30 protein-coding genes and 3 pseudogenes are annotated in these 25,263 nt (G+C 69.6%); 20 read left to right on the forward strand and 13 right to left on the reverse strand.

What is annotated here, in order from left to right; all coding sequences use genetic code 11:
• Positions 1-5: 5 nt before the first annotated feature.
• Positions 6-470 carry a Tn3 family transposase gene (locus tag AC4IJH_RS30080; RefSeq protein ID WP_490855065.1) on the reverse strand — a complete coding sequence of 155 codons (465 nt, stop codon included), beginning with the start codon at positions 468-470 and terminating at the stop codon, positions 6-8.
• Positions 471-588: 118 nt separating this feature from the next.
• Between AC4IJH_RS30080 and AC4IJH_RS30085 the strand changes: the two genes are divergently transcribed.
• Together AC4IJH_RS30085 and AC4IJH_RS30090 are read left to right on the forward strand one after the other, a co-directional pair.
• Positions 589-1,065 carry an NUDIX hydrolase gene (locus tag AC4IJH_RS30085; RefSeq protein WP_490855066.1) on the forward strand — a complete coding sequence of 159 codons (477 nt, stop codon included), beginning with the start codon at positions 589-591 and terminating at the stop codon, positions 1,063-1,065.
• A 702-nt stretch (positions 1,066-1,767) separates the two neighbouring features.
• Positions 1,768-2,022, forward strand: coding sequence for a DUF6225 family protein (locus AC4IJH_RS30090; protein ID WP_490855067.1), 255 nt, complete (start codon positions 1,768-1,770; stop codon positions 2,020-2,022).
• Positions 2,023-2,519: 497 nt separating this feature from the next.
• Here AC4IJH_RS30090 and AC4IJH_RS30095 read toward each other — a convergent pair whose 3' ends face one another.
• On the reverse strand, positions 2,520-2,891 hold the full coding sequence (locus AC4IJH_RS30095) for a toxin Doc (RefSeq protein ID WP_490855068.1): 372 nt from the start codon (positions 2,889-2,891) through the stop codon (positions 2,520-2,522).
• Positions 2,892-2,893: 2 nt separating this feature from the next.
• Complete coding sequence (locus tag AC4IJH_RS30100) at positions 2,894-3,142, reverse strand: ribbon-helix-helix protein, CopG family (RefSeq protein WP_490855069.1); 249 nt, start codon at positions 3,140-3,142, stop codon at positions 2,894-2,896.
• 285 nt (positions 3,143-3,427) lie between these two features.
• Between AC4IJH_RS30100 and AC4IJH_RS30105 the strand changes: the two genes are divergently transcribed.
• Positions 3,428-3,865: a VOC family protein gene (locus tag AC4IJH_RS30105; RefSeq protein WP_490855070.1), complete on the forward strand. Its 438-nt coding sequence runs from the start codon at positions 3,428-3,430 to the stop codon at positions 3,863-3,865.
• 391 nt (positions 3,866-4,256) lie between these two features.
• On the opposite strand, the gene AC4IJH_RS30110 is transcribed toward AC4IJH_RS30105, so the two are convergent.
• The gene (locus AC4IJH_RS30110; RefSeq protein WP_490855071.1) at positions 4,257-6,194 is read right to left on the reverse strand and encodes a flavin monoamine oxidase family protein; all 1,938 of its coding nucleotides are present in this window, start codon (positions 6,192-6,194) and stop codon (positions 4,257-4,259) included.
• Between the two features lie 609 nt (positions 6,195-6,803).
• Between AC4IJH_RS30110 and AC4IJH_RS30115 the strand changes: the two genes are divergently transcribed.
• Complete coding sequence (locus AC4IJH_RS30115) at positions 6,804-7,223, forward strand: hypothetical protein (protein ID WP_490855072.1); 420 nt, start codon at positions 6,804-6,806, stop codon at positions 7,221-7,223.
• A 295-nt stretch (positions 7,224-7,518) separates the two neighbouring features.
• Here the strand turns inward: AC4IJH_RS30115 and AC4IJH_RS30120 are convergent, their stop codons facing one another.
• Complete coding sequence (locus tag AC4IJH_RS30120) at positions 7,519-8,157, reverse strand: DUF6928 family protein (protein WP_490855073.1); 639 nt, start codon at positions 8,155-8,157, stop codon at positions 7,519-7,521.
• Between the two features lie 104 nt (positions 8,158-8,261).
• On the reverse strand, positions 8,262-8,528 hold the full coding sequence (locus tag AC4IJH_RS30125; RefSeq protein ID WP_490855098.1) for an imine reductase family protein: 267 nt from the start codon (positions 8,526-8,528) through the stop codon (positions 8,262-8,264).
• 73 nt (positions 8,529-8,601) lie between these two features.
• On the opposite strand from AC4IJH_RS30125, the gene AC4IJH_RS30130 reads away from it, so the two are divergent.
• The 3 genes from AC4IJH_RS30130 (at position 8,602) to AC4IJH_RS30140 (ending at position 9,767) form a co-directional block, all read left to right on the forward strand.
• Positions 8,602-8,904 (forward strand): SPASM domain-containing protein, encoded by a 303-nt coding sequence (locus AC4IJH_RS30130; protein WP_490855074.1) that lies wholly within the window; start codon positions 8,602-8,604, stop codon positions 8,902-8,904.
• 260 nt (positions 8,905-9,164) lie between these two features.
• Positions 9,165-9,305 carry a hypothetical protein gene (locus AC4IJH_RS30135; protein ID WP_490855075.1) on the forward strand — a complete coding sequence of 47 codons (141 nt, stop codon included), beginning with the start codon at positions 9,165-9,167 and terminating at the stop codon, positions 9,303-9,305.
• A gap of 72 nt (positions 9,306-9,377) precedes the next feature.
• Entirely contained in the window at positions 9,378-9,767 is a 390-nt protein-coding gene (locus AC4IJH_RS30140; RefSeq protein ID WP_490855076.1) for a hypothetical protein, read from the forward strand.
• Positions 9,768-9,818: 51 nt separating this feature from the next.
• Here AC4IJH_RS30140 and AC4IJH_RS30145 read toward each other — a convergent pair.
• Positions 9,819-10,322, reverse strand: a pseudogene (locus AC4IJH_RS30145) (class I SAM-dependent methyltransferase); the annotation flags it as partial.
• A gap of 247 nt (positions 10,323-10,569) precedes the next feature.
• On the opposite strand from AC4IJH_RS30145, the gene AC4IJH_RS30150 reads away from it, so the two are divergent.
• Both AC4IJH_RS30150 and AC4IJH_RS30155 read left to right on the forward strand, forming a co-directional pair.
• Positions 10,570-10,803: a hypothetical protein gene (locus tag AC4IJH_RS30150; RefSeq protein ID WP_490855099.1), complete on the forward strand. Its 234-nt coding sequence runs from the start codon at positions 10,570-10,572 to the stop codon at positions 10,801-10,803.
• Positions 10,743-10,889, forward strand: a complete 147-nt coding sequence (locus tag AC4IJH_RS30155; RefSeq protein ID WP_490855077.1) for a hypothetical protein — start codon at positions 10,743-10,745, stop codon at positions 10,887-10,889. Before AC4IJH_RS30150 ends, AC4IJH_RS30155 begins: the two co-directional genes overlap by 61 nt.
• A gap of 188 nt (positions 10,890-11,077) precedes the next feature.
• On the opposite strand, the gene AC4IJH_RS30160 is transcribed toward AC4IJH_RS30155, so the two are convergent.
• Both AC4IJH_RS30160 and AC4IJH_RS30165 read right to left on the reverse strand, forming a co-directional pair.
• Positions 11,078-11,311 (reverse strand): hypothetical protein, encoded by a 234-nt coding sequence (locus AC4IJH_RS30160; protein ID WP_490855078.1) that lies wholly within the window; start codon positions 11,309-11,311, stop codon positions 11,078-11,080.
• 932 nt (positions 11,312-12,243) lie between these two features.
• A complete protein-coding gene (locus AC4IJH_RS30165) occupies positions 12,244-13,278 on the reverse strand; it encodes a YihY/virulence factor BrkB family protein (RefSeq protein WP_490855079.1) in 1,035 nt (344 codons plus the stop codon).
• A 260-nt stretch (positions 13,279-13,538) separates the two neighbouring features.
• Here AC4IJH_RS30165 and AC4IJH_RS30170 point away from each other — a divergent pair, with 260 nt between their 5' ends.
• From AC4IJH_RS30170 to AC4IJH_RS30180, 3 genes are read left to right on the forward strand one after another with little or no spacing between them, the layout of a single operon-like run.
• Positions 13,539-14,333, forward strand: coding sequence for a hypothetical protein (locus tag AC4IJH_RS30170; protein WP_490855080.1), 795 nt, complete (start codon positions 13,539-13,541; stop codon positions 14,331-14,333).
• A complete protein-coding gene (locus AC4IJH_RS30175) occupies positions 14,330-14,770 on the forward strand; it encodes a phage holin family protein (RefSeq protein ID WP_490855081.1) in 441 nt (146 codons plus the stop codon). Before AC4IJH_RS30170 ends, AC4IJH_RS30175 begins: the two co-directional genes overlap by 4 nt.
• A complete protein-coding gene (locus AC4IJH_RS30180; protein ID WP_490855082.1) occupies positions 14,746-15,339 on the forward strand; it encodes a DUF3618 domain-containing protein in 594 nt (197 codons plus the stop codon). The genes AC4IJH_RS30175 and AC4IJH_RS30180 overlap by 25 nt, the downstream gene beginning before the upstream one ends.
• Before the next feature lie 295 nt (positions 15,340-15,634).
• On the opposite strand, the gene AC4IJH_RS30185 is transcribed toward AC4IJH_RS30180, so the two are convergent.
• Positions 15,635-15,919, reverse strand: a complete 285-nt coding sequence (locus AC4IJH_RS30185; RefSeq protein WP_490855083.1) for a GAF domain-containing protein — start codon at positions 15,917-15,919, stop codon at positions 15,635-15,637.
• 140 nt (positions 15,920-16,059) lie between these two features.
• Here AC4IJH_RS30185 and AC4IJH_RS30190 point away from each other — a divergent pair, with 140 nt between their 5' ends.
• Positions 16,060-16,839, forward strand: coding sequence for an SGNH/GDSL hydrolase family protein (locus AC4IJH_RS30190; RefSeq protein WP_490855100.1), 780 nt, complete (start codon positions 16,060-16,062; stop codon positions 16,837-16,839).
• 337 nt (positions 16,840-17,176) lie between these two features.
• On the opposite strand, the pseudogene AC4IJH_RS30195 reads toward AC4IJH_RS30190, so the two are convergent.
• Positions 17,177-17,588 (reverse strand): annotated as a pseudogene (locus AC4IJH_RS30195) (IS5/IS1182 family transposase); the annotation flags it as partial.
• Entirely contained in the window at positions 17,573-19,417 is a 1,845-nt protein-coding gene (locus AC4IJH_RS30200) for a helix-turn-helix domain-containing protein (protein ID WP_490855084.1), read from the reverse strand. The gene AC4IJH_RS30200 and the pseudogene AC4IJH_RS30195, both read right to left, overlap by 16 nt.
• A gap of 111 nt (positions 19,418-19,528) precedes the next feature.
• Here AC4IJH_RS30200 and AC4IJH_RS30205 point away from each other — a divergent pair, with 111 nt between their 5' ends.
• The 3 genes from AC4IJH_RS30205 (at position 19,529) to AC4IJH_RS30215 (ending at position 21,353) form a co-directional block, all read left to right on the forward strand.
• Positions 19,529-20,365, forward strand: coding sequence for a class II aldolase/adducin family protein (locus AC4IJH_RS30205; RefSeq protein WP_490855085.1), 837 nt, complete (start codon positions 19,529-19,531; stop codon positions 20,363-20,365).
• 260 nt (positions 20,366-20,625) lie between these two features.
• The gene (locus AC4IJH_RS30210) at positions 20,626-20,979 is read left to right on the forward strand and encodes a hypothetical protein (RefSeq protein ID WP_490855086.1); all 354 of its coding nucleotides are present in this window, start codon (positions 20,626-20,628) and stop codon (positions 20,977-20,979) included.
• Positions 20,976-21,353 carry a hypothetical protein gene (locus AC4IJH_RS30215; protein ID WP_490855087.1) on the forward strand — a complete coding sequence of 126 codons (378 nt, stop codon included), beginning with the start codon at positions 20,976-20,978 and terminating at the stop codon, positions 21,351-21,353. Before AC4IJH_RS30210 ends, AC4IJH_RS30215 begins: the two co-directional genes overlap by 4 nt.
• Before the next feature lie 453 nt (positions 21,354-21,806).
• On the opposite strand, the pseudogene AC4IJH_RS30220 reads toward AC4IJH_RS30215, so the two are convergent.
• Positions 21,807-22,325: pseudogene (locus AC4IJH_RS30220) on the reverse strand (LysR family transcriptional regulator); the annotation flags it as partial.
• Between the two features lie 68 nt (positions 22,326-22,393).
• Here AC4IJH_RS30220 and AC4IJH_RS30225 point away from each other — a divergent pair.
• The 4 genes from AC4IJH_RS30225 (at position 22,394) to AC4IJH_RS30240 (ending at position 25,235) form a co-directional block, all read left to right on the forward strand.
• The gene (locus tag AC4IJH_RS30225) at positions 22,394-22,546 is read left to right on the forward strand and encodes a hypothetical protein (RefSeq protein ID WP_490855088.1); all 153 of its coding nucleotides are present in this window, start codon (positions 22,394-22,396) and stop codon (positions 22,544-22,546) included.
• A 147-nt stretch (positions 22,547-22,693) separates the two neighbouring features.
• The gene (locus AC4IJH_RS30230; protein ID WP_490855089.1) at positions 22,694-22,927 is read left to right on the forward strand and encodes a hypothetical protein; all 234 of its coding nucleotides are present in this window, start codon (positions 22,694-22,696) and stop codon (positions 22,925-22,927) included.
• Positions 22,928-23,057: 130 nt separating this feature from the next.
• Entirely contained in the window at positions 23,058-23,753 is a 696-nt protein-coding gene (locus AC4IJH_RS30235) for an SDR family NAD(P)-dependent oxidoreductase (protein WP_490855090.1), read from the forward strand.
• A 195-nt stretch (positions 23,754-23,948) separates the two neighbouring features.
• Positions 23,949-25,235, forward strand: coding sequence for an erythromycin esterase family protein (locus AC4IJH_RS30240; RefSeq protein WP_490855091.1), 1,287 nt, complete (start codon positions 23,949-23,951; stop codon positions 25,233-25,235).
• Positions 25,236-25,263: the final 28 nt, after the last annotated feature.

Consider the following 25,263-nt stretch of genomic DNA (forward strand, 5'->3'; position numbering starts at 1 on the left):
GACGATCAAGCGGCAGATGTACGGCCGCGGCTGCTTCCAACTCCTCCGCACCCGCGTCCTGTTGCGATCGTGACCGCCCCGGGCGTCGACCAGGCCCTTGAATTTCGCCGTCTTCTCCTGCTCGACGGGGTCGTTGTAGGTGATGCCGTTGCCGAAGCCGGTCCGTTGGGAGAGCCGTTGCACGCCTCGACCTTGTTCGGCGCGGCGATCGCCCGCCGCCTCAGCGGGGCATCGGCAAGGTGGCGCAGCAGTTGGACGGTGCGGATGACGTGGCCGACCTCGCGGAAGGCGGTGTAGGTGGCGTTCTTGCGCGAGCTCGCGCGCAGGCGCCGCAGCAGCAGGGTGGAGGAGAAGACGCCCTCGCCCACCGAGACAGCCACCCTCAGCAGGTGCCCGAACTGGGACTTGATCAGGTCGAGGTCGACGACGTTCTTGCCCGGCTCGCCGAATCCGCCATGAGCGATTCTCACCAGTGTCCCTTGTCCAAGTGAGGTCACATGAGCGCCCGGTGGGGTTCGCGCAACTCGTTCTCACTCGGAAGCGGCCCGAGCCCCCTGCTGAGAACTGCGTTGCGCGAAGCCCCAGATCATGGCGGACAATGCCGGGATGATCCAACCCAGAATCCATGTCGCTGCGTACGTGATCCGGCATCGCGCCGTCCCCGAGCTGCTGGTGTTTGACCACATCGGCATGCCGGAGGCCGGTACCCAGGTTCCTGCGGGAGGAGTCATATCCGGCGAAGAACCGGAGGAAGCGGTTCTTCGAGAGGTCGCCGAGGAGACCGGTCTGCGGACAGCAACAGTGGTCCGGCAGCTCGCCGTGGAGGACAAGCCTCACCCCGAAACGGGACAGCCACGACGAACCAGCTTCCTCTACCTCCAGGCACCCGCAGACACCCCCGATGCATGGGAGCACCACGTCCACGGCGACGGAGACGACGCCGGTCTCACCTTCGCCTGCCGGTTTCTCCCACTTCCTCTGAGGCAACCACTGGCCGACGATCAAGACGCATGGCTGGGTCGCATCGACCCGCGCTGGACCACCGTTACCGGAGAAAGCCAGTAGTCAGTCGCAGACACCGCACACCGAATAGGCGGCACCTCAGCATGCGGGCCCAGGGGTCCCAAGGCTGCTTATGCACTACCGCCGCGTCACAAATGATCGGCCTCGTTAACCGGCGGTTTCCCCGTATATCCACCCCGGACCTGCGCGATGCCTGAGCTCACTGCGCTCAGGCATCGCAAGCTCGTCAGCCGTTCGCGATAGGCCGTAAATCGCTGACACACCAGCGAAAGAACTCCTCCCGCAGGCGGGCTCCCGGGCAGGGCAATCGTCGTCGAATGCTTAGATTTCGCCACCGTCCCTATTGCTGGGGTGGAAGCGATTGCCGTTGGCCTACACCGTAACCGCGTCGGGTCGATGTTCGATCTGGAACGGCTCGTCCCCGTGCAACGTCCCAGGCCAGGAACCAACTCGTGCAGGCGAGTGGGTGGCAATGACGCAGCTCTCCTAAATCCGGGGTACGAAACGCCTTTGCCGGAACGAGCCGCTCGTCAGGAAGTCAGTACGAGCCGACGCCAAGCTCCGGACAGGCCCACGGTGCGGTTCTGCAGGCCAGCCGCCCACGCCCCAGGCGCCTGAATACAACTCAGCAGGCCCGCCCGCACGCACGGGGCCGCCACCCACGGCCGGGGAGCCGACGACTCACCGTCGGCACATCGGCGTGGTACCGACTGCCTTCCCAAGAACAGCAATACGCTCGGCGCCATGTCCGACATCTTCGATCATGCTCCGCAGGTCTGGACGGCAGGCCGACTGCGTCAGGCGCTGGCTGGTCTGCCCGATGACACGCCACTGCACATCGGTGTCGCCGATGAACCGGGCGACTTCACCGGATACTCCGAGTACGCCCTGGTGAACCTGGAACCGGTGGAAAAAGACAGCGGCACCGACACAACCACCATCGAGTACACCCTGCTCGCCGACTACACAGCCGGTCAGTACCACCTCGACCCGGCCTGAACCACCCCCACATCCCTCAGGGCGTGTACCCCATCCCGCCCCTCAGTGGAGCCGGTGGACGACGCCACAACCGGTCGGGCACGCCCCCAGGATCTTCGCGCCCGCCGGCACGGGATGCCTGTCCTTGCCCAGTCCCTCCCCCACCGCCCCGCTCTCCATGGGGCGGTGAAAGACAACGGCCTTCGGTGCAAGGCAACGGGGCCGGTCCGGCACAGGCGCCAGGGGCTTGGCCATGGGCACGACGGGTACCGGGCGTGGGGCGGCTGGCTGGTGGGACCAAACGGAAAATGTGGCATGGCAGCGGATGATGGCCCGGGGCATCGCCCATGCCACGCGTAACGGCAACAGTTCTGGTGCCGACGGAACCCGTCGGCCACCGGCCGTTTGTCACGTGCCGCGGCCGGGCATCGACACCACCCTCCGGGGCCGAGCAGTCGCCGAGCGGACTCAGCGCGCCGGCCATGCGGGGCTTCCCCTCGCGGCCGACCGGTAGCGGGTCAGATCCGCCAGGAACGAATGCGGTCGGCCGCGTCGTAGGTGTCCGTGTGTCCGGCGTCGATGTCCCGGGCAAGGTCGATCAGCGCGCCGTACGGTGCATCGAGGCCCTCGCCCGCGGCGTTCATGTACGCGACGACGATTGCAGCGCCGAAGAGCGCGTTGCGGGCCGGGAGCGGGCGCAGCCGGATCGTCGAGTGCATCAGGGCGGCGGCCCGCCACGCGTTGTCGACGATGGCGCCGACCCTGGGGGTGTTGACGCGGTGCCGGCCGACGGCGGCCACCAGGGCCGAGAAGTCGTGGACCGTGGGGTGTTTGGGCAGGACTTCCGCCTGGCGTTCCAGGAGCCAGCGGATGTCGATGTAGAGCTCCATGGTCAGGCGGCCCGTCCCGGCGTGTCCAGCTGTGCGGGGGTGTCCTGGGGGAACGCTTCATCGAATGCGTCGGCGTGGTCGGCGATGAACGAGCGGAAAACCTCCGCAGCGCTCTCGAGGCGGGGATCGCGGACCGCGTCGTGCGCGGCCTGCGTAATGAGCGCGGTCACCGTGGTGCTCTCGGCTTCAGCGCGTTCCTTGAGCAGTTCGTACAGCTGGTCATCGACCCGGATCGTCACTGATTTCGACATGACACCGACCGTACAGCAGGCCGTACAGCACGGGTACGGAATCGGCGGATGAGACGGAGCGCTGGAGTGGGCCCATTGAGCGTCGTGGTTGGCCTGGCATGGCGGTGAGCATGCCGCTTGATCTGCACAGTTGGCACCTCAGTGGCACGAGGCCGCAGGGCGGCAGCGACGTCCATCGACGACTGTCCCGCACGGGGGGCGACGGCTCGGTAACGCAGCGCCGGTCTCCGGTCGTAGGGCCACAGCCCGATCCGGCCCCTGGCCGGCGCGTGCCAGCATCGCCCTATGTCTCACTCCTGGCCCAGCCACCTCAACGTAGGGGCGGTCCGCTTCGCCCGGCCCACCGCGAAGTACGACGACGTCTTGGTCTTCTACCGCGACGTCCTCGGCTTGCCGGTACTCGCCGGATGGCGCGGCCAGCACGGCTACGACGGCGTCGTCCTGGGCCTGCCAGGCACCCCGGTGCACATGGAGCTCCTGCAGCATGGCGACCCACCCCGCATCCCCGAGCCGCACCCGGAGAACCAGCTCGTGCTCTACCTCCGCGGCCCCGAAGCCGTCGCCGTCGCCGCCCGACGGCTCGCCGAGCACGGGCACAGCCCCGTTCCCGCCGCGAACCCCTACTGGCCGGAACACGGCGCCGTCCTCTTCGAGGACCCGGACGGCTGGCTGGTCGTACTGGCGCCCTGGGTCTTCGGCGAGGAGCCCCCACCGACCGGCTGAGCGAAGGATCATGGGCCTCGCGCCGAGTGTCACGCTTCCCTGCCGGGCCAACCACAACGCTCAACGGGCCGCCTCCAGCGCTCAAGCACAGCGGAACTGTCCTTGACAGTCAGCCCAATCCGGTCGAAGTCTCCGACCTGTGTGGACTGCGTTGGCCGTCGTAGATGGTCATGCTGTGCTTGAGCCCATGAGTCGGCCGAGTGCGCCGTTTCGTCCCGCATCCCATGTGCAAGAAGCGCGGGAGCCGGGGCGAACGTCCGGCCCCCGGCGACGCCCAGGAGCGCAACGCGCTGCAACTGCTGACCAACAGGTTGAAAGCGTGACGAGGCGTGGCCCCCGCTACGACAGAACCCGGACAGTTACTTGGCTGGGCTCCAGTTACGGGGATCCCTCATCTGGATCCGTGGACTTCGAGGGCGGCGCGTACGGCGGATTCGAGGGCGCCTTCGATCCAGGCGGGTTTGAGTGAGGTGTGGTCGCCCGCGAAATGGAGAGGGCCTTCGGGGGTGGCGACGTGCGGGAAGAGTTCGGTGTGCTGGCCGGGCAGGAGGACGGCGGCTTCGCCATAGGCGTAGGGGTCGCGCATCCAGCTCTGGGTGCGGCCGGCCCCCGTGTAGAAGACCTCGATGCGCTGGCCGTAGACGTCCTGCAGGCCGCGCAGGGCATGCGGACAGCGGGCGTCGTCGTCGAGGCAGTCCCAGCGCAGGGCGTCGTCGGCCCAGCTGTAGGAGGCCAGGATGACTCCGCCCGGGCTGCCGGGCACGGGGTGGGAGGGGTGGAACATGAACCGGTTGGGGTTGTCGGAGACCGAGCCGCCGCCGATGGCTGCGGTCGCTTCGGGCTGGTCACGCAGGGTGGAGCGGCGGGCGGCGTACTGGGCGCGCTGGGCATCGTTGAGCCAGCCTTCGGGCACGGAGGGGTGGGCGCCCAGCAGGGAGCCGTCGGTTGGTGCCTTGCCGGTGCGGTAGGTCTGGTACAGCCCGGGGCGGATGGTGTCGAGTTCGCGCTTCCACTCCGCCTCGGTCCACTCCCACCAGCGGCGGGAGAATTCCAGGAGGACCTTGGTGGCGGCGTCGTAGTGCAGTTCGGTGATCGCGCGCCGTTTTCCGTACGACAGGTGCGGGGTGACGGGCAGCTGGCGCAGCCCCGAGAAGGGCACAGTGATGATCGCGGCGTCGGCGGTGAACTCCTCGCGTTCCACCAGGCCGTGGCCGATTTCGGAGACCGTGTCGATCCACACGCCCGCGCCGGCGGGGGCCTGGGTGCCGTGGGCGATGCGGGTGGCGCGGCGGTTGAAGCGGACCAGGTCGCGTACCCGGGCCAGCAGGGCGTCGGCCAGGTGGGCGGTACCGCCGTCGATCTCGTAGAAGCGGGTGCGGGGGTGGATGAGGGCGGAGCCCATGAAGCTGTGCAGGAAGGCGAGCGGCAGGCGCGAGGTGAGATTCTCCAAGGTGCCGAGCAGGTCGATCGTGTTCGGGTCGAGGCGTGCGTGCTCGGACAGGAAGCGGTACATCGACCACTCGCCGAACTGCTCCACCACGCGGGTCCACCCCGCCAGGCACTCGGGCAGGGGCTTGTCGACGCGCAGCCCGTCGGGGCCCTTGACGGAGAACTCGTCGCGGACCGGGTCCAGGACCTTGCCGAGGATCTGCGCGGAGGGGACGTCCCACAAGCGCTGCGGGACACCGAAGGAACGGTTCACCGCACGCGGATTCTTGACGTAGTCGGAGCGCCGCATGCGGACGCCGTTGACGTACAGCCACGTGCGGGCGGCCGGTTGGGAATGGTGGTCCACGTCGACGAGGTGGAACCGGCGGCGTTTGAGGCCGAGTTGGTCGATGAGCCCGGTGACCAAGGGGTGGCTGTCGGGAATGCGCATCGCACCGGCTTCGGCGTACTGCTGCGGATCGGCGAACGGCTGCCGGGCCTTCTCGTGGCCGCCGGTGCGGAACGTCTTGATCCGCCCGCCGGCCCGGTTGCCGTTGGCCTCGAGCACGGTGACCTCGTGGCCGGCCTGTTTGAGCAGATAGGCGGCGCTCAGCCCGGCCGGCCCGGCCCCCACGACCAGCACCTTCTTGGGGCGCCCGCCGGTGCGCGGCAGCCCCCGGCCCAGCAGGACGCTTTGGTAAAGCGGGGTCAGCGGCCGGTCGTTGCTGTCCAGGACCAGCAGGGATCGGGCCACCCCCTCGCACACCTGGCGGGGTGCGAATCCCGCGGCAGAACGTTTCTCCTGGGCCGCGGCGGACGGCAGACCGACAGCCGAAGTGCCCATCGCTGCCAAGGCGGCGGACGAGGCGAAGGTACGACGAGACAGAGGATGTGTGGTCATCCCCCCGGTCTAGGGGCTCAGGCACGCGCAGTTGTGGCGACGCACGGGCCACTGCGGCAAGCGCCACTCGCCTGGAGGCAGGAACGGAGCCGGACTTGGGAAATCTCCAGCAAGCGGCAGGCTGTTGCCGTCTCCGAGTACGAGGGGAACGTCGGGCAGTCCCAGGCGGAGCTGGGGGTCATTACAAGGCCGGGCTCACAGCAATGGCGGGCGCACGCCGGCGTGAAGGAGGGCGGTCGCCAGTCCGGTGCCGGCCCCGATAGCCGCGACGCGCGGGGACTTTAAGGGACGGACGGCGAGTTCCGAGCGCATCGAGCAGGGCAGAAGGATACGAAGGACGGTGCGCTGCATGGCTGGCTGCAGCCTTGCCGAAGGAGCGAGCCCGCGAAGTCATCGTCACGCGGTCGCCCTCATGCGGCCGTCCTCTGTCGTCCCAAGGTGCCTGGGACAGCGAACCATTCCGTTCACCCTGGCGTCTGCCGCCGCATTCACTAGCAGGGAAGGTCCGGGGCAGGTGCGGAAACCCTTCAGTGAGTTAGCCGAACGTGTTCCTTTAATCTGCAGCGACTAACTTCGTTGTCCGGGCAAGAAATTGAATGGAGCCATCCGATGACAGAGAACGGGATCATGCTGCACATCGACCGTGACAGGGTCCATGCAGGGGATGATGAGTTCCCTCCGTTCCACATGATTCGCGTGACTCATACCGTACGCGGGGACGCCACCGTCGGCGAAGCCCTCGGCACCATTACCCACGGCCGCGACCGCTACAGCCTGGCCTCCGTGGAGGGAGGGGCTACCTGGGTGCTGTACGGCGGCCCGGCGGACAGCGAGAAGTCTTGCGTGGTGGGCAGGGGGAGTGTCGCGCTTGCTGTCATCGCAGGCTCGATCGAGGAGACGAGGATGGTGGTCGATCCGGGCCTGGCGCTGTCCTCTCTGGCGGGCACGGACGGGGGCGTGAAGTTCTATTTCCGCTACCTCCAGAGAGCCGACCCGCAACAGACGTGGCAATCCCTGCGCGACGAATGAGAAGGCCCGGTGGCCCGAGGGCATCACACCTCAGGCCGCCCACCACTGCTCAGCCAACTCACGATCGTATGCAGGTGATTTCGGACGCCATTGCAGCTGACTCCGACCATCGCAGGTGCCCTCTGGCCTGCACACGTCAGCCTGCCGTGAGACGCGCCGCCCCGCCGTCTGATCCGCCGCACCCGCCGCCCGGCCAAACGGCGCGACGTCGCCCCCACTACCTGGCCCGGCAAGCGGCATAACTCGCGATGCAAACCAGGGTCTACTTGGCCCGGACCATACGCATCGCTGCGCCTCACAGTTCCGCCGGCCGGGCTTCCTGATCAGCGCTCCGGAACCCGGCCAGCGTGACGTCCTCGGGGTCGAAGCAGCCGGCATCTTCGCGGCCCTCGAGGACGAACCCGAACAAGACCCGCAGCACTTCGTTGCCCAGATCCAGCGGGTGGAAGGGCAGAGGATAATCGGGCGCATGCTCGACGGCGTGCCGTCCGGCCCAGAAGTCCTGCTCCAGCGGGAGCGGCTCACCGATCTGCTCGATGACACCCTTATCCGGCGACAGGCTCAGGCTCCGCACGAGGGTGCCGTCCTCCCACAGGGCGAACCCCAGCCAGTCCGCCGCGCTGTCCATGGCCACCGCGTAGGCCCGCGGACGGACGGAACGAGAGACATACTCGGCCAGTTCGCTGGGGCGGTCACGGCTCAGGTCCCGCGACGCGAGGACGTCCACGTCGGCGAATCGCCCGGCGCAGACCATCCCGGGCTCCGGCCAGACCACCTCATCCAGCATCAGAGAGCCAGCCGGTTCCAAGACGCCCGGCGTCAGCACCTCGTCGACCAGCAGCCGGGCATCCACCTCATCAGCTGCCAGGCCGGGACGCAGGCCCGCACGAGGAGTCTCCCGCGCAAACGCGAGCAACGACGCCTTCGACCCCATGAACTGCCACCATCCCTATCTGCCCGTGATCGTCGAGAAACCACATTAACTGGTGACGGAATACCCCAGAACGGCTGCCCTCCCACCCAGGATCAGACACAGCCTCACTGCTTCCTGAAGTGCTCGATCAGGCGCGAGTGGCTGTCATCGGCATGGCCGTCTTCCACGGCCTTGTTCACCAGGCCGAGGGTGTAGCCGGGGAATTCGACGTCGATGTTCCGGGCCCCGCTCTCGCGGGCCAGGTCTTCGACCGGGGGTCGGTGGTGCTGGAATTCTCCGTACGGTGTTGCGTACTCACCACGGTCGACCTCATCGGCGATGACCGGGAAGGACACCAGTAGTGCGGCAACGGACGGGCCGGCGTCGTCCAGGAACTCCTATACCTCGATGCCCTCGCTGGACAGCAGAACGGCCGCGTGCCGGAATCCGTTGAGCGTGCCCCGCATGGTGCCGTGCACGGCCATCCCTTACAGGTTCCGTGGCGCGGACACCACCGGCCCCGACGGCAGCGTCTGGCCGTGTGTCCTGTCCCGTTTCATCACCGTCGGCAGCGTGCGCACGACGCCACTGGCCCAGATCTGGAACGGCCCCGTCCTGGCCCGGGCCCGCGTCGGCATCGCGGCCGTCCACGGCGACGGGGTCCAGGCGTGCACGCCGCCGCAGTTCCTGCCGATGTGTGGGCCGTGCTCGCCGTGCCCGTCCTCCGTCGGCCACTGCGACCCGCCGGGAACGGCCCCTGCCGCGTGACCGGTGCTACGACGATCGGCCGGGCACCACCGACCGGCAAGGGGACGGGACATGGACGATCACGGGGACGACTTCACCGCCTGGCTGGGCAGACAGGACCAGGCCGCCCAGCGGGCCGAAGAACAGTGGAACCTGATCGCCCAGTACATCCGTCGAAGCGGCCAACAAGGTCGGCCCCGACCTGCCGCTGTGCCTGCCCGGCGAACCCCAGCAGTGCGGGCGCGACGCCCAGACCCACGACCGGGATCAGCAGACCGATCATGGCCGCCCTCAAGGCGGCGGCCCACCACCTCATCGAGACCAGCGCCCCCAACCCCGCCCACGCCGCCTACTACGCAGGCCCTCTCTACCAGCGCCAGCTGGCCCACCTGCGCGGGAACGGCACACAGCCGGGCACCTGACCGCCCGCTGCACACCTTGCCCATCCCGGCCGCCTGGCACGATTGTCAGACCCTGGGTCCACCATGGGCGTCATGACGGACCAGGACATCTCTGCCGACGACGTACGCCAGCTCCCTGCCTGGATCCCCACCGTCGGGCCGGGCTGGACCGCGCTGCTCAACCAACTGCACCGTGACCTTCTGGCGCTCGATCCCTCCTACCGGATCGAGCACTTCGGCACCGCCCTCGGTGGCCTGCGCATCGCCGTGGCCGACCGCTTCGACGGACACGGCGAATTCGACGGAGAATTCGCTGACCGGGCGGCGACCCTGACGGACGCGGCCGAGACTGCTTCCGAGCACACCTGCGAGATCTGCGGATCCCCCGGCCGTCTCCGCTTCCGCGGCGACTCGCACGGCACCTGGCTGACCACGGTGTGCGACAGGTGCCGCCTGGCTCCGGCCGCCGTCGCACGCGCCTGACCGCACACGGGTCCCGGCAGGAGACCCTGTGCCGCTTCCGACGCCTGATCGTCAGCCGGGACGCCTGGCCATGACGACTAGACCCGGCCCGCTGTACTCCTCCGGAGGAAGCCGGAGTTCGGCGACTGGGTGCAGGCCGGCCTGCTCAATCAGACCCACGAGTTGTTCCGGCCGCCATTTGCGTGTCGTCCAGCGAACGGGTACGTCCCCGTATGCCTCGGTGCACACCACGTCCTCGTCGCCTACGTGTGTCGCGGTGATGAAGTGCCCGCCCGGCTTCAACGCGCGTGCGAACAGGGCGAGGACCTGAGGGAGGACGTCACGGGGGAGGTTGAACAGTGACCACCACCCGAGCACGCCGTCAAGGGACGCTTCGCCAAGGTTGAGGTCAAGGCCGGTGGCGGAGGCGACGCTGAAGCGACAGTGCGGATGAAGACGGCGCGCGTTCTCGATCATGCGGGGAGAGATATCGACGCCGGACACATCGAGCCCGCGTTCGACGAGGTATGCGGTCACCGCCCCGGGTCAGCAGCCGACGTCGAGGACAGGCCCAAGGAGGATGTTGACGCAGTTCTCGTACTCGCGACGGACCTTGCGCTGTGCCGGGACCGCCGGGATGCTCTGGGCGCTGTCGAGGGGTTGGCAGCGGGCGAGGAGTTGGCGGTGGACCGCGGGCGCGCCGCTGTCGCACAGGGTGTAGCCGTGGCCTCGCTGTACGGTCACGCCGTGGTCGGGCGCGGCCCGCTCGACGGGCTCCGGCTCGGCCGTACGGAGGCGGGAGAGCCTGCTGATCAACGGAGCGATCGTCGTCGGCGAGGCGCGTAATTACCTCACCGTCCTGCTCGAGCCGAGCACAACCGCAGACGCCCAGTCGGCAGAGGTGCCGGCCGAACGCCTGAGACGGAGGTCGATCGAGTCAACGCGGATCTCGCGCGTGCAGAGCAGCTCAAGAACTTCCGCGTTCTGCCGCGTCCCTTGGAGTTCGAGCGCGGCGAGTGGAGCGCGAACGGCAAGAAGAAACGCGACGCCGTCGTGAGAGCGTTCGCAACGCTGATCGACGAGATGTACGACGCGAACGACGACGCGGCGGTTGCGAACCAGCCGCGCTCAAGGCCGGATTAGGGCGGAAAGGCCAACCTGTCGGCAGCAGTGCTCCCTTCCTGCTGCGGCCAGGCCCCAGGATGACGCGGATGGTCGGGTTCGGGGCCAGGCCGCAGGTTCCGCACGTCAGGGGGCGCTGCCGCACGCCAGGTGCAGGTATGGCGTGCGGGTGGCGCCGACGCAGGCCAGGGAACCGGGGCCGCTGACGGTCAGTCGTTCAGCCGGGTGCGCAGCAGCCGCCTGCCCAGTTCGGCGCCCTTGCGGCTGTCGGCTTGCGCCTTGCGGAACAGTTCCACCAGTTCGGTGTCCTTTTCGCGTTCCGCGTCCTGGATGTAGGTCTCCAGGCGAAGGGTGTTGTTCAGGCACGACTCGACGAACCAGATGAGGTTGTAGTCCTTGTTCAGTGTGCCGGTGATGTTGCCGGTTTCGGCGCTGCTGGTCATGACGGCTGTCCTCCATGTCGTAGATCAGGCGTCTTGGCGCGAGCGGGGCGCCGCCCGCTGTGTCTGCCCGGTAGTCCTCGAAGCGGCCGTCGAGTACCCGAGTCGTCCCGGTGTACACGTCCAGGCGCCACGGGAGGGTGCTCGCCATCTGTCGAGTGGGTACGGGCGAGTGGGTACGGGGGCGAACCGGCAGCACACCGCGGATCCCATCCGCCTTCCTGGGTATCCCGGCGTTCGGCCAAGGCGCTCAGATCCGAGGGGGTGGTCAGGAGACCACGAGGCTGGAGATGAGCGGCCGCGCCGCCGGGCGGAGGTGGCGTGGTCCTCGGGGGCGTGCGGCGGCCAGGAGCGTGCGCACGCGTTCGGCGGCCGGGACATGCGGGGCGGAGCCGAGGCGTTCGCGAGGCCGGGCACGGTGGGCCCGGTCGTTGTGGCGCGCGGCGGGGGTCGCTCTCGGTGTGCTGGTCAGGCACGGCTCTCGGCTCTGCGGTGGGAGGGGTTCCGGGAAGGCGGCAGGTGTGGTGGATCAGCAGGGCGGTGGCGATGCCGATGTCGGCTCCGGCGGCCATGTGGCCGGGGTAGTGCGCGCCGCTGTGTACCCGGGCAGTGGCGATCAGCACCGTGGGCAGCGCCAAGCAAGAGGGCGCCGGGCAGCGGTGGGCGGCGATGAAGGCGGCGGCGCAGGCCGACAGAGGTGTGTGCGGTCTGCTGAGCTCTCTGTGGTGGATAGCGTCCGGGTGAGGCAGGTGGTGTACCAGGAGGCCGCCCTGCGGACCTGGCGTTGTTCGGATCGCTGTCTCTTGCGCAGCATTGCGTACCTCGCTGTCCTCTGTGGATTCTGTGGGCGCTGTGTTCGGTTCCCTGGCGTACGTGGTCCGGGCGGCGACGCGACCGGCATCACCTCAGGCTCGGCGGGCTGGTCAGTCCGTGGCCTAGGTGGGCTGCTGGCGGGGCCATTTGCGGGTGTCGCGGGGCTCTACGTAGGGCTCTTCCGTTTCGGGGTGGCCGCCTTGGATGGAGCGTTCGCGGGCCAGCTCGGCGTCGAATTCCAGGCCGAGCAGGATCGCCAGGTTGGACAGCCACAGCCAGATCAGGAAGATGATGACGCCGGCCAGCGTGCCGTAGGTCTTGTTGTACGAGCCGAAGTTGGCCACGTACAGCGCGAAACCGGCGGAGGCGGCCAGCCACAGCAGAACCGCCACTGCGCTGCCGGGGCTGACCCAGCGGAAGCCGCGACCGCGGACGTTGGGCGCCGCCCAGAACAGCAGGGCGATCATCAGGATGACCAGCACCACCAGCACCGGCCACTTGGCGATCGCCCACACGGTGAGCGCCGCGTCCCCCACTCCGAGGGCGTCGCCTGCCCGTTTCGCCAGGGGCCCGGTGAAGACCACGATCAGTGCGCTGGCCGCCAGCAGCAGCATCAGGACGAGGGTCAGCCCGAGCCGCAGCGGCGTCACCTTCCACACCGGCCGCCCCTCCGGCAGGTCGTAGACCGCGTTGGAGGTGCGGATGAACGCGGCGACGTATCCGGAGGCGGACCACAGGGCGCCGGCCAGGCCGACGATTGCCACGACGCTGCCGGTGCCGCCGCTGTTTTGGAGCTGCTGCACGGCGTCGGTGAGGATGTCGCGGGCGGCGCCGGGGGTCAGCTGCTCCAGATTGTCCACGATGGAACGGGTGGCCTCCTGCCCGGCCACGCCCAGTAGGGCGACCAGCACGAGGAGGGCGGGGAAGAGGGACAGTACGCCGTAATAGGTCAATGCGGCGGCCCGGTCGGGCAGTTCGTCGTCCAGGAACTCCTTGCCGGTGCGCCGCAGCACCTGGCCCCAGGAGCGGGCAGGCAGCTGGGTCGGCTCATCAGGGGCGGCCTGTTCCACCTCGCGGTCCGGCCCGGTACCGATCACCGGCTCCGTGTCGTCGCGCTTGTCGCGCTTGTCGCGCTTGTGCTTGCCGAAGGGTGCCATAGGCGGCGGGTAGCCCGGCCCGCCCCTGCCAACCCCGCCCCTTCGCCGGTCCCCCGCCGCCCCGCTGGAGGGGGAAGGTGACCCGGCCCGGGGCCGCCCGGTGCTCCCGGGACGGCAAGGACGCTGAGGTGGCCGAGGGAGCGGGGGGACCCGTGCACAGGCCGATGACCTTGGCATACGGCCGTCGAGCGGTGTTCTGGGACGGCGGGCGGGGGTACCCGGCGGCCCAATCGACAACGCCGGCGACGGCTGGAGGAGTTGTGACCCGTTTCGATCCCGACCGTACGGAGCAGCAAAGTGCCGCTACGGTCGGCCGCACAGCCCAGCACGGTGCACAGGTGGCCCAGGAGCGGGCCGGTGAGGTTGCGAGCACGGCACGCGAAGAGGGTGGCCGTGTCGTACGGGAGGCGGCGGCCCAGGGTGAGGCGCTGCTGGACCAGCTCAGGGCCCAGGCGGGGGCGCAGGCCGAGGAGCAGAGCCATCGTCTGGCGGTCAACCTCCGTCGGCTGGCCGAGGAGTTGCGGCAGATGAGCGAGAGCGCCAAGCCCGACTCGGCGGCCGTCTCGCTGGTGCGGCAGGCGGCCGAGCGCGGTCAGGCCGCGGCGGACCGTATCGAGCAGCGCGGGCCCGGAGGCCTTATCGACGATGTGCAGGACTTCGCGCGCCGGCGGCCGGGGATGTTCCTGGCCGGGGCGGTGCTGGCCGGATTCGTGACCTCCCGCCTGGCCAAGGGCGCCAGTGCCGCCAAGGACAGTGGCCCGGCCGGTACCCCAGACAGCCGGTCCGAGACCGGCGGCACCGCACAAACCCACCGCGGCGCTGCCGGCGAGCCCGTCGAGCCCGTCGAGCCCGTCGAGCCCGGAGGTGTGCCGGGCGCCGTGCCGCCGCCCGGGGTTCAAGCACCGCCCGGGGTGCAGGGGACTCCCGGGGTTGCGCCGCATCCGGGCGTGCCGGAGCCGTCCACCAGTCCGCCGGTGACCGCGCCACCGGCCTCGCCGCAGGCACCCCCGATGCCGCAGCGTCCGCCGCGGCCCGGCCAGGAGCGACGGTCATGACCAGTCCGTCCGCCGAGGGACCCCGCCCCGGTGCGCCGCCGGCCCGGCCACCGGCCAGTGGTGAGGCCTCGCTTACGGACCTGCTCGGCGAGATGGCCGTCGATCTGTCCCGGCTCGTCCATGACGAGATCGCACTGGCCAAAGCAGAGGTGAAACAGGAGGCGTCAAAGGCGGGCAAGGCCGCCGGGATGTTCGGCGGGGCCGGATATGCCGGGCACCTGGCGGTGCTGCTGGCCAGCCTCGCAGCCGTTTTCGGGCTGTCCCACGTCATCGATCTGGGCTGGGCGGCGCTGGTGATCGCACTGGTGTGGGCCGTGGTCGGCGCGGTGCTCTACGTCCGCGGCCGGCAGCGGATGCGTACGGTGCAGCTCACGCCCGAGAGGTCGATCGATTCGCTGAAGGAGGATGCGAAATGGGCACGACACCCGACGAGCTGAGGGGGCAGACCGAACAGACCCGGGCCCACCTGGCGCACACCGCAAGCCAGTTGGCGGAACGGGTCCAGCCCTCCCATATCGCGCGGCGCCGCACCCAGGCCGCGCAACGGCGGCTGCGCACCTTCCGCGACCGCGTCATGGGCACCGCCCAGGACTCCGCGGCACAGGCGCGCCAGACACTCAGTGGCGGCACCGACCAGGTGGGCCGGCAGACACAGCAGCTGGAGGAACAGATCCGCTCTTCCACCCAGGGCAACCCGCTGGCCGCCGGACTGATCGCCTTCGGAACCGGCCTGCTCGCCGGTTCCCTCTTCCCCGCCACCGCGGCCGAGGAACGCCTGGGGCGCCAAGTGCGCGAGCACACAGAGGAGTTCACCGAGCCGGTCAAGGAAACGGCACGCGCCTCCGCGCAGCAGATGAAGGAGGAGCTGCGCGAACCGGCCCAGCAGGCGGCCGCCTCCGTCAAGGACACCGCCCAGGAAGCCGTACGGACCACAGCAGAGCAAGGACGGCGGTCCGGCCAGCAGGCCGCTCAGGAGGTGAGCGGCGAACCGAGGCGGCAGACCTGACCGCCCCGTACCGTCTCATCACATCGGTCCGGCGCCGCGCTGGGCGCCGGGCCGGTGTGGCCGGGGTCGTGAGCAGGCTGGGCCGCACGGCAGGGGCACCGCCGGGGCAGGGCGGATCGGCGCTGCGCGGCAGCCACGGGGTGTGTGCAGTGATGCGGGGTGCGGTGTACGCGCCAGGTGCCCCGGAGGGCGTACACCGCATCCAGCCCGTCCAGGGTGGGAATCACCATGTCCAGGAATATCGCGGCCACGTCCCCGCGGACGACCTCCTCGCGCGCACGCCGGGGAGCCTCGGTCAGTCCGGCTCGGGAGCCACTGCCCTCGGCGCCGGTGTCAGGCGGGCGGCTGCCGGGCTCAGGTTGGAGTGCCAGGTGCTGCCGGTGGCGCGGGCCAGGGACCGGAGGGTGCGCTGCCGATCAACGGCCCAGTGCGCAGGGCCGGTCCGGTGTACGGGGACCACGCCGACCAGTGTTCCGTCCGGAGCCGTCACCGGCAGCGAGGCCACCGCGCCGGCCTGTGCTTCCTCCAGGACGTCCAGGGTCGGCGTACCGTGGTCAATTCGGCGCCCCGGGAAGGCCAAAGAGCCGAGCCTCCAGGACGAAGCCCCGTGTGTCACCACCCTCCGTCGCCACGTGCGTCGCGATGAGCTGTGGGTTGTGTCCGGCGGATCATGTGACTACTAGGCTGCCGCGATGGAGCGCGTAACCGACGTATGTCGCGCTGGGCGACAGCCAGACCGAGGGACTCGGGGACGGCGACGAGAGCATGGGACTGCGGGGCTGGGCCGACCGCCTCGCCGAGCGGCTGACCGTGCACAACCCCGGCCTGGAGTACGCCAATCTGGCCGTACGAGGCCGCCGCGCCGAGCAAGTCCGGGCCGAGCAGCTCGGGCCCGCGCTCGCGTTGCGGCCCGACCTGGCCACCGTTGTCGCCGGGTTCAATGACCTGCTGGGACTGCGGTTCGACGCCGATGAATCCGCCGGGCATCTGGAGGCCATGTTCGCCGCGCTCACAGCGCAAGGCGCCCGCGTGGCCACCCTGACCTTCCCCGACCTCGCCCGGCTCGCCCCAGTGGCCCGCCCGGTCAGCTCCCGTATCGACGCGCTCAACCGCCGTATCCGGCAGGCAGCTTCCCGGCACGGCGTCGCCGTCGCCGAGATCGCCTGCTATCCGGCCTTCACCGACCCGTGGCTGTGGAGCCCGGACCGGCTGCACGCCGGCCCGCGCGGCCACGCCCGGGTCGCCGCCGCGGTCGCCCACGCCCTCGGCCTGCCCGGCAGCGACGACTCCTGGACGCTCCCGCTGCCGGCGCAACAAGCCCCCGCCTGGCAGCGCGCCACCGTCGAACTACGGTGGTTCACCGCCCACTTCGCCCCCTGGCTGCTGCGCTGCCTCCTGGGACGCTCGGCCGGCGACGGCCGCACCGCCAAACGCCCTCACCCACTGCCCCTACTGGCGAACGAGTCAGCCCCGCCCCTGTACGTGCCCTCAAAGACGTGACACCGACGCCGCGGTCGCTCCGTTCCCGCGACGAACAGCGGCAGGCCCCTCTCCCCCACCGCTCAGTGCGCCACGGCGAGGACGGGCGAGCCGACGGCCCGCGCCAAGAGACCCGAGAAAGGCGATGTTGTGAAGGGCACGGGCGCGGAGACGGGGGCCACGGCGGCGCCGATGGGAGTCACTTGCGGGTCTTCTGCAAGGAGAAACGTCGGTGAGGATTGAGGATTGAGGTCACCCAGAAGCTGCTGCGCAGCCCATCGCGGCTGGGACTCAGGCGCACGGTCCACGCCGCCGGTAATCAGCTTCTCCGGCCGTGGGACCCTCCCTCCAGCCTTTGAAGCTCCGCTTCGGTGAGGGCTTCGGTGATTGTGTGGTGTCGCGCGGCGGTCAGGCCGTGCGTCGAGCCGGGCAGGGTCGGTGAGGTGAGGCCCAGAGCAACCGCCCGAACGGACCGGTGAGTACCTGGACGTTCATGCCGTGGCGTGGGTGTTACCGGAGCAGTGCGGGGCGCCGTCGGCGATGCGGCCGATCGGCAGCAGGGTGCCGACGAGGAAGACGAACGCCTTCTCCCGGAGCGTTGGCATCACCTCGGCCAGGGACGGGGCGAGGGCGGCCAGGGCCCCGACAGCTTCTCGTAGGTAGCGGTAGGCGGACGCGATCCCGATGCCGAACCCGGCGGCCAGTTGGGCACAGGTGCCACCGCACCACAGGCGGGCGGCGGCACACCGTAACGTCACCACGGCTTCGCGTCCGGGTGCACCCGGAGCAGGAAGTGCAGGTCCAGCGAGCGCGGCGGCTCGCGCCACGTCGGGCCGAGTAGGCCGTCCAGGACGGCCAGTCGCTGATAGAGCGTGTTGACGTGGACATCGAGGGCCTTGGCGGCGGGTGCGGCCCGGCAGCCGTGGTCGAGGTAGGTCTTGAGCGTGCCGAGCATCGGCATGCTGCGGCGCTCCTGCTCCCGGACCACATCGCCCAGCAGGGCGTCGAACTGCGCCTGGAGTTCGACGCGCCCGGCGTGGCTGAGCAGCACGCGGTAGATGCCGAGTTGGGCGGCCGTGGCAGCGACGCCGGTATGGCCGAGGGTCCGCAGCGCGTCCACGGTGCGCGCCGCTTCGCGGTAGCAGCGGTGGAGATCGGCAGGGCCCGTGGCGGGACCGGCGACGCCGACGGTGGCCGGCGGGGTCGCGGCGCCGGCGCCCCAGGCCCGTACGAGCTCCTCGGGGTCGCGAGCGGGCACGACGGCGACCAGCCGTGCGCCGTCCGCCGCGACGATGGTGCCTGCGGGCGGGCCGAGCGCGGCGAGTTCCTGGCGCGCCCGTCGCTGGAGCTCTCCCGGCTGCCCCTGACCGGGCTCGGCCGACACGAGGCAGTAGGCGGTCGACAGGTCGAGTCCCGCGTTGCGCATGCGCTGGCGCAGCGCCGCCGGGTCCGGCTCCGGACGGTGGAGCAGGTCGAGCAGCAGCGCGTCCCGGGCCAGCCGGGTCGCCTCGGTGACTGCTCGCTCGCCGACGGCGGCGAGCGCGAGGGCCGGGGCGGCCCGTTCGAGAAGCGATCGATCGGTTTCTGTGTCCTCGCCGCCCAGGAGCACCAGCGCCCCCACCACGACCTGCCGCGCGATCACCGCCGTGATCTGGACGGCCCCGCGGTCGGCCGGTACGGCACGGCAGGCGTCCGGCGGATCGTCAAAGAGCGAGGCCAGCGCGGAGGGCAGTCCGGGCATGCGCGCCATGAGGTCGGCGGGCACGGCGTCGCCCGCGCCGACGAACCACACCTCTCCGGTGGCCGCTGCCGCGACCTCGTCCACCAACTCCGCGACGCCGCCGCCCCGCAGCACCACGGCGGTCAGCTGCTGCTCCCACGCCAACGCCCGTTCCAGCCGCGCGTTGACCGCGGCGAGTTGTTCGGCCGCCGTCTGGTGCCGCTCGATCGCCGCGGCGTTGTCGAGGGCGAGCGCCGCATGCGAGGCCAGCGCCGACAGCAGGGTGATCTCTTCCTCTGCGAAGTGGCTCTCCCTGCGCTTGCAGACGAACAGGGCCCCGAGCTGGCGGCCGCGCGCGGCGAGCGGCACGCCGAGCAGTGCGCGGAACCGCTCGGCGGCGGCGACGGTGTCGAAGGGGCCGTGGGCGAAGGCGGGTTCCGTGGCGTAGTCGCTGGACCACACCGGTGCACCGCTGCTCAGGACCGCGCCGAGCATCCCGGCGGCACGAGGCACGCGCAGACCCGGCAGCTGCGGGGTCAGGGCCCCGCTCGCCACCTCCATCACGAAGTCGTCGCCCTGCACCAGGCCGATGTAAGCGAGGTCCGCGCCCAGCAGCCTGCGGGCCTGCGCGGTGATCTCCTGGAGCAGCTCGCCAGGCTGGTGGAGGCCCGCCAGCCGCGCGGCGATGTCGTTGAGCGCGGCCAGCTCCGCCGCCCGTCTACGCCGCTCGTCCAGCCGGGCCAGCAGTTGCAGGGCGGCACCTGTCTGCCGCTCCGCCTCCAGGGGGTCGGCGCCGCCCCGCACAAGGTCGTCGCGGTGGGCGCTGATCGTCTCGGCCGACGCTCCCGCCAGCAGCAGTTCGAGCCAGGACCCGGTCATCACACCCCCTCCGCCCGACACCTGAATGTATGTATGCAGCACACATTAGCGCGTCAAGATCCAGGGGCTTTCTCCATACCCGGCCTCCGGACTCGTCCCTAGCGTGAAGACATGACCGAAACCAAGGACGCGCCCCAGACCCCGACCGAAGGGCCCGGCCGCTACAGCGACGTGAACGTCTTCCGGGCAGGCCAGGGCGGGCTGCCCGCCCCGCCGGAGAACTTGTCCGTCTCGGAGGAGCGACTGCTGCGCAAACGCGAACTGGCCGCCGCCTTCCGGCTGTTCGGCCGGTTCGGATTCTCCGAAGGCGTGGCCGGGCACATCACGGCGCGCGACCCGGAGTTCCCCGACCACTTCTGGCTGAACCCCTTCGCGATGAGCTTCAACCGGATCAAGGTCTCCGACCTGCTCCTCGTCAACGAACAGGGCGAAGTCGTCGAGGGCGACGGCCCGGTGAACATGGCCGGGTTCCACATCCACTCGGCGGTCCACCAGGCCCGGCCGGACGTGGTGGCGGCCGCTCACGCACACTCCCTGTACGGCAAGGCGTTCGCCTCGCTCGGCATGCGGCTCGCCCCGACCACCCAGGACGCAACGGCCTTCTACCAGGATCACGGCCTCTACACCGAATACGGCGGCCCGGCCGGCTACCGGGAGGAGGGCGAGCGCATCGCCAAGGCCGTCGGCGACACCAAGGCCGCCGTCCTCCAGAACCACGGCCTGATCACTGTGGGCCACAGCGTGGGCGAGGCGGCATGGTGGTTCATCACCATGGAACGCTCCTGCCAAGCCCAGCTCGTCGCCATGGCCGGGGGCAGTCCGATCAGCATCGACCACGAGACGGCCGAGTTCTCCCGCAAGGAAGTCGGCTCCCCCTACGCGGGCTGGCTCAGTTTCCGCCCCCTGTGGGACCAGATCACAGCGGAACAGCCCGACTTGCTCGACTGATCCGAAGTTCTCCCAAACTCGTCCTACCAGGGGCTTCACGCGGTGTTCAGGGTGCAGGACTGTCGATCCGGCTCGCTTGCGATCCCTCGCTCGGTCAACATTGCTGAGGAAACCTCAGTGAGTCTTTTCCGAGCTGGCGGTGCTGACCGCGAGTTGTACGCTGCTGCGCAGCGACGAAACTCCTGGTAGACGGGTTTTCGAACAAGATCATCCGTGTCTGCCGGGAGCTTCGCGTGCTTGTCAACCGGTCCTCGATTGACTTGTCCAGCCGTACCTTGTGGTTTCTGACCGGGCAACTGACCGCAAAGCGGCAGGAGATCGGGACACGGTGGCGGTGCGTTCCTGCCGCGCGGCAGTCCTTGCTCGCCCTGGCCCACCTGTGGAGCGGTGGCACCTGTGCCCAACTGGCCGCCGGGTTCGGCATCGGGATCGCGTCCGCCTACCGCTACCTACGAGAAGCTGTCGGGCCCTGCCGCCCTCGCCCCGTCCCGGCCGAGGCGATGCGGATGCTCCGGGAGAAGGCGTTCGTCTTCCTCGTCGGCGCTCTGCTGCCGGTCGGCCGCATCGCCGACGGCGCCCCGCACTGCCCCCGAAGCACCCACGTCACGGCATGAACGTCCAGGTGCTCACCGGTCCGTTCGGGCGGTTGCTCTGGGCCTCACCTCACCGGCCTGCCCGGCTCGACGCACGGCCTGACCGCCGCGCGACACCACACGATCATCGAATCCCTCACCGAAGCGGGGCTCAAAGGCTGGGCGGACACGGCGTACCAAGGCGCCGACGGACCCGTCCGCGTACCGGTCCGGGGCCGTCGCCTCAAGATGTAGAAGCGCCGTCACAACACCACCACGCCAAGATCCGCTGCCTCGGCGAGCAGGCCATAGCCACTCTCAAGGGCTGGCGATTCCTGCGGAAGATCCGCTGCAGCCCCAACCGAATCACCGACCTGGTCAAGGCCGTCCGCGTCCTTCACCACGCCGCAGCATGAGGTGGGAAAACGCTCAATGCAGTTGCGTGGCGTCTCACCGGACGATGCCGATGCCTCTGTCCAGCTGCGGTGCGATCCCGTCATGGTGGCTGGCCTCGGCTGGGCAGCCGCTGCCGTCGGGTGCCGGGCTCGCGGCCCCGCCTTCTCCTTCTCCGTATCGGAGGAGTTCCGGCGCAGGGTTGCGGTGGCGATGTCCAGGAAGTCCAGTACGGGACCCGCGCAGCTGCTCTCCGGTACCGCAAGGCAGGTCTCGACGGGCAGGGCATCGGTGACAGGCAGGTAGACGAGGTCGGGGCGGGAGTAGGAGCCCACGACGCTGACGGGGACGAACGCGATGCCCTGCCCGGAGGCGATGAGCTCGAACTTCTCCTCCAGTGTGGGCATCCGCCGCGTGCTGACGCCGAGGATCGCCTCACCGTCGAGATCGGCCGACGTGAGTGCGTGCCGGCCGGCCAGCGGATGCGTCACGGGCAGGCACGCGACCTTGGTCTCGTGGCCGATGGGGACCGTGCGCAGCCCCGAATCGTCGAAGGGGCGCCGGAGGAATCCGACGTGCGCCCTGCCGTCGCGCAGCGGCGCGTCCCGCTCCCACCAGCGCAGCGGAAAGACATCGATCTCGACCTTCGGGTGGCTCGCCGTGAACGCCCGGATCGCGTCCGACACGTGCAGGCCGGGCGAGAAGCCGATGACGAGCCGCTGCTCGCCCCGCGCGACCTCTTGTACGCGCTGCAGCGCCGCGTCCACCACCGTGGTGATCTTCCGCGACTCGTCGTACAGCTGCTGCCCCGCAGGTGTCAGCTCAACGCTGCGCGTGGTCCGCGTGAGCAGCTGGCAACCCAACTCCTGCTCGAACGCGCGGATCTGCCGGCTGAGGACCGGCTGCGCGATGAACAGCGCCTGTGCCGCCCGGCCGAAGTGCCGATGCTCGGCCACTGCGACGAAATAGCGGAGCTTGCGTAAGTCCAGATCCATGCCATGACGGTATCAATGTGCTCGGAAGGGTATTGGACGCCCGGTTGGCGCACTCGCAGACTTGAATCATGTTCGTCATCACCACTCCGGCGGGCGGCATCGGCAGCGACATCCTGTGCCGTGTGCTGGAGACCCCTTCCTGCCACGGCGAAGACATCAGGGCCATCGTGCGCGGCCCCGCCATCCTCTACGACGTCGCCTGTACGGCGTCGGTGCCGTGACCGGCCCACATGGTGACCCCAAGGTCCTGGGCCGCGACCTCGCCGATCCTGTGTTCTGGCTGGCCCCCCGGACGCCAAGGCGCCCAGCCTGGAGGCTGCCTGCTCCGGATCCACGCGGGCCGCTCGCTCCCCGACATGGCGTACATCATGTCCGAGGTACTGAACCGTCCGGTGCGCTACGAGCAGCAGCCGACGGACCGTTACGCCGCAACGCTCAGCGGCTACGCCCTCGGTAAGCCGTTGCTGCCAGGTGTGGTCGACGTGAAGCGTGCCAAGGACAAGGATCTCGACTCCGACGAGTCCCGCACCGCGCAGACCACGAGCCCAACTACCTTCCGCCGCGGGTGCGAGGAGGCCCTCGAACCGGCGGTACTCGGCTGAATACGGCTGCTCCCACCCCACCCGCTACCGCAGTTGTTCCCCGATGCGATCGTCCGCCGGCGAACGATCGCCGACCGACAGCCGCCGTGAACAACGCTTCACGGCAATCCAGACCCACGATAGGAATCACATGACCGACTCCCCCAAGACCGCCCTCGTCGTCGGAGCCTCCCGGACCCTGGGCCTCGCGCTCGTCGCCGAGTACCTCCACCGCGGCTGGGATGTCATCGGCACGGTCCGCGGGGACCGGCGCACCGGCCTTCACGACCTGGCCGAAACGTCCGCAGGACGGCTGACCATCGAATCGCTGGAGATGACCGACCCGGAGCAGATCTCGGCACTGCGCGACCGACTGGCACGGCGCACCCTCGACCTGCTCTTCGTCAACGCCGCCATCACGCGCGGCGATCTGCCGATCGGCGAGGTCCCGACGGACATGTTCACCGAGGTCATGATCACCAACGCGCTCAGCCCGATGCGTGTCGTGGAGTGGCTCCGCCCGCTGGTCGCGCCGACCGGGACCATCGGCGTGATGTCCTCCGACCAGGGAAGCATCGCTTTGAACACCGACGGCGGGCAGGACCTGTACCGAGCCAGCAAGTCCGCGCTGAACCAGTTGATGCGCAGTTACGCCGCCCGCTATGCCGAGGACACACGGACGCTGCTGCTCATGGACCCGGGCTGGGTGCGTACCGAACTCGGTGGGCCTGAAGCCGATCTCAGCGTGGCGGAAAGCATCCCCGGGGTGGCGGAGACGATCGAACTCCACCGGGGAAAGCCCGGTCTCCACTTTCTCGACTACCAGGGGCAGGTCGTGCCCTGGTAGACGCCGCGGCCGAATCCCGCCGGGATCGTAGTTTCCTCTCATCGACGGTCGCCGGACATTCCCCACTCCCTCAGAGTTGGCTCGGCTCATGCTGAAGCGCGACGGTGGCCGCTGAAGACCCGTCTGTCTTTGAACTGCAGCCGGTGATCTGGACCCGTGTCGATCCTCGCCCCTGATGGGTAACGTGCTCCGCACATGAGGACAACGCGAGGGGACATCGTGTCCGGTGAGGTGACCAACTGGCTGGTGGACAACGTCATGCCGCTGCGCGGCCTTGCCGCGGGCACACCCCGTGATGACCTCCAGCCGCTGAGAAACGTGCTGGGCAACGCGCGCGTCGTGGGTTTAGGAGAGGCCACGCACGGGACGCGGGAGTTCTTCCGGCTCAAACACCGCCTGCTGGAGTTCCTGGTCACGGAGATGGATTCTTCGGTGCTGGCCATGGAGGCGAGCGCATCAGCGGGGCCGGCTGTCGATGCGTACGTGCGCCATGGCGTCGGGGACGCGGCAACGGTTCTCACCGGGCTGGGATTCTGGACCTGGCGGACGTACGAAGTCCTCGCGGTGATCGAGTGGCTGCGCGCATACAACCGCGGCCGGGCCGAGAACGAGAAGGTGCGCTTCGTGGGGATCGACCCGCAGCGGTGCGGCGCCTCGATCACCGTGCTCGACGCCTTCTTGAAGGAGCGCGCACCGGGCCGGGTTGCCGGGCTCCACACTGCGCTCGGCGTGCTGGCCGACGCCTATCCAGGTCATCACCCCGATCCCCGGCGGCCTCTGGTGTGCGCCGCCCAGGACCTGGTCGAGTTCCTCAGTGACCGCTTTCCCGAGGCGCATGAGGCGGCCCGGCACGCACAGATCCTGGCCCGCGCCGCCGACCTGGTGTCCCGCGACCGGCTGCACGAGGACCCACAGCAGACCGTCTATGCCGCGCGGGACAGGTATCTGGCCGACGCTGTGCGCGAAGTGCTCGCTGTCCCCTCCGCGAAGGTCGCCGTCTGGGCACACAACGGCCACATTGCCAAGAACCCCTGTCGCGATGACGGGCCCCTGCCCTTGGGACACCACCTGAGCAGATGGCAGGGTGACGCGTACTACGCCCTCGGGCTGCTCTTCGGGAAGGGCTCGTTCCGTGCCTTCCGGGTATGGCCCGGGCCCTGGGCGGGACCCAGGACGCGTTCCCGACGTCCGGTTGGCAACAGCATCGGCAGGGCCAACTCTACGACGGTGGAAGGGCATCTCGCCGCCGCCGGACACAGTGACCTTCTGCTCGACCTTCCCTCCGCCGCCGACGCGCCTCCTGCCGTGCAACGGTGGCTCCACGGCCAGTCCATGATGCGCAGTTTCGGCGCCTACGTGCCCCGCTGGAGCTACCGCCTGCACTGGAGCCCGACCGTACTGGCGCAGGAGTACGACGGACTCGCCTACGTCGATACTTCAACCGACTCACGGCCACTGCCGCCCATCGCAGCCGCGTTGTGAAGGCATCGTCCTGCCCGGACTCTGGCCG

Source organism: Streptomyces sp. UF-297 (assembly GCF_058245575.1).

Bases quoted from the DNA above. Each gene is read 5' to 3' on its own strand.
- AC4IJH_RS30165 (WP_490855079.1), bottom strand. From the start codon at position 13,278: ATGGCACCCTTCGGCAAGCACAAGCGCGACAAGCGCGACAAGCGCGAC.
- AC4IJH_RS30140 (WP_490855076.1), top strand. From the start codon at position 9,378: ATGACGGACCAGGACATCTCTGCCGACGACGTACGCCAGCTCCCTGCC.
- AC4IJH_RS30095 (WP_490855068.1), bottom strand. From the start codon at position 2,891: ATGGAGCTCTACATCGACATCCGCTGGCTCCTGGAACGCCAGGCGGAA.
- AC4IJH_RS30115 (WP_490855072.1), top strand. From the start codon at position 6,804: ATGACAGAGAACGGGATCATGCTGCACATCGACCGTGACAGGGTCCAT.
- AC4IJH_RS30180 (WP_490855082.1), top strand. From the start codon at position 14,746: ATGGGCACGACACCCGACGAGCTGAGGGGGCAGACCGAACAGACCCGG.
- AC4IJH_RS30205 (WP_490855085.1), top strand. From the start codon at position 19,529: ATGACCGAAACCAAGGACGCGCCCCAGACCCCGACCGAAGGGCCCGGC.
- AC4IJH_RS30105 (WP_490855070.1), top strand. From the start codon at position 3,428: ATGTCTCACTCCTGGCCCAGCCACCTCAACGTAGGGGCGGTCCGCTTC.
- AC4IJH_RS30175 (WP_490855081.1), top strand. From the start codon at position 14,330: ATGACCAGTCCGTCCGCCGAGGGACCCCGCCCCGGTGCGCCGCCGGCC.
- AC4IJH_RS30085 (WP_490855066.1), top strand. From the start codon at position 589: ATGGCGGACAATGCCGGGATGATCCAACCCAGAATCCATGTCGCTGCG.
- AC4IJH_RS30235 (WP_490855090.1), top strand. From the start codon at position 23,058: ATGACCGACTCCCCCAAGACCGCCCTCGTCGTCGGAGCCTCCCGGACC.
- AC4IJH_RS30110 (WP_490855071.1), bottom strand. From the start codon at position 6,194: ATGACCACACATCCTCTGTCTCGTCGTACCTTCGCCTCGTCCGCCGCC.
- AC4IJH_RS30215 (WP_490855087.1), top strand. From the start codon at position 20,976: ATGAACGTCCAGGTGCTCACCGGTCCGTTCGGGCGGTTGCTCTGGGCC.
- AC4IJH_RS30200 (WP_490855084.1), bottom strand. From the start codon at position 19,417: ATGACCGGGTCCTGGCTCGAACTGCTGCTGGCGGGAGCGTCGGCCGAG.
- AC4IJH_RS30100 (WP_490855069.1), bottom strand. From the start codon at position 3,142: ATGTCGAAATCAGTGACGATCCGGGTCGATGACCAGCTGTACGAACTG.
- AC4IJH_RS30240 (WP_490855091.1), top strand. From the start codon at position 23,949: ATGAGGACAACGCGAGGGGACATCGTGTCCGGTGAGGTGACCAACTGG.
- AC4IJH_RS30130 (WP_490855074.1), top strand. From the start codon at position 8,602: ATGGTGCCGTGCACGGCCATCCCTTACAGGTTCCGTGGCGCGGACACC.
- AC4IJH_RS30135 (WP_490855075.1), top strand. From the start codon at position 9,165: ATGGCCGCCCTCAAGGCGGCGGCCCACCACCTCATCGAGACCAGCGCC.
- AC4IJH_RS30160 (WP_490855078.1), bottom strand. From the start codon at position 11,311: ATGACCAGCAGCGCCGAAACCGGCAACATCACCGGCACACTGAACAAG.
- AC4IJH_RS30225 (WP_490855088.1), top strand. From the start codon at position 22,394: ATGTTCGTCATCACCACTCCGGCGGGCGGCATCGGCAGCGACATCCTG.
- AC4IJH_RS30230 (WP_490855089.1), top strand. From the start codon at position 22,694: ATGTCCGAGGTACTGAACCGTCCGGTGCGCTACGAGCAGCAGCCGACG.
- AC4IJH_RS30090 (WP_490855067.1), top strand. From the start codon at position 1,768: ATGTCCGACATCTTCGATCATGCTCCGCAGGTCTGGACGGCAGGCCGA.
- AC4IJH_RS30120 (WP_490855073.1), bottom strand. From the start codon at position 8,157: ATGGGGTCGAAGGCGTCGTTGCTCGCGTTTGCGCGGGAGACTCCTCGT.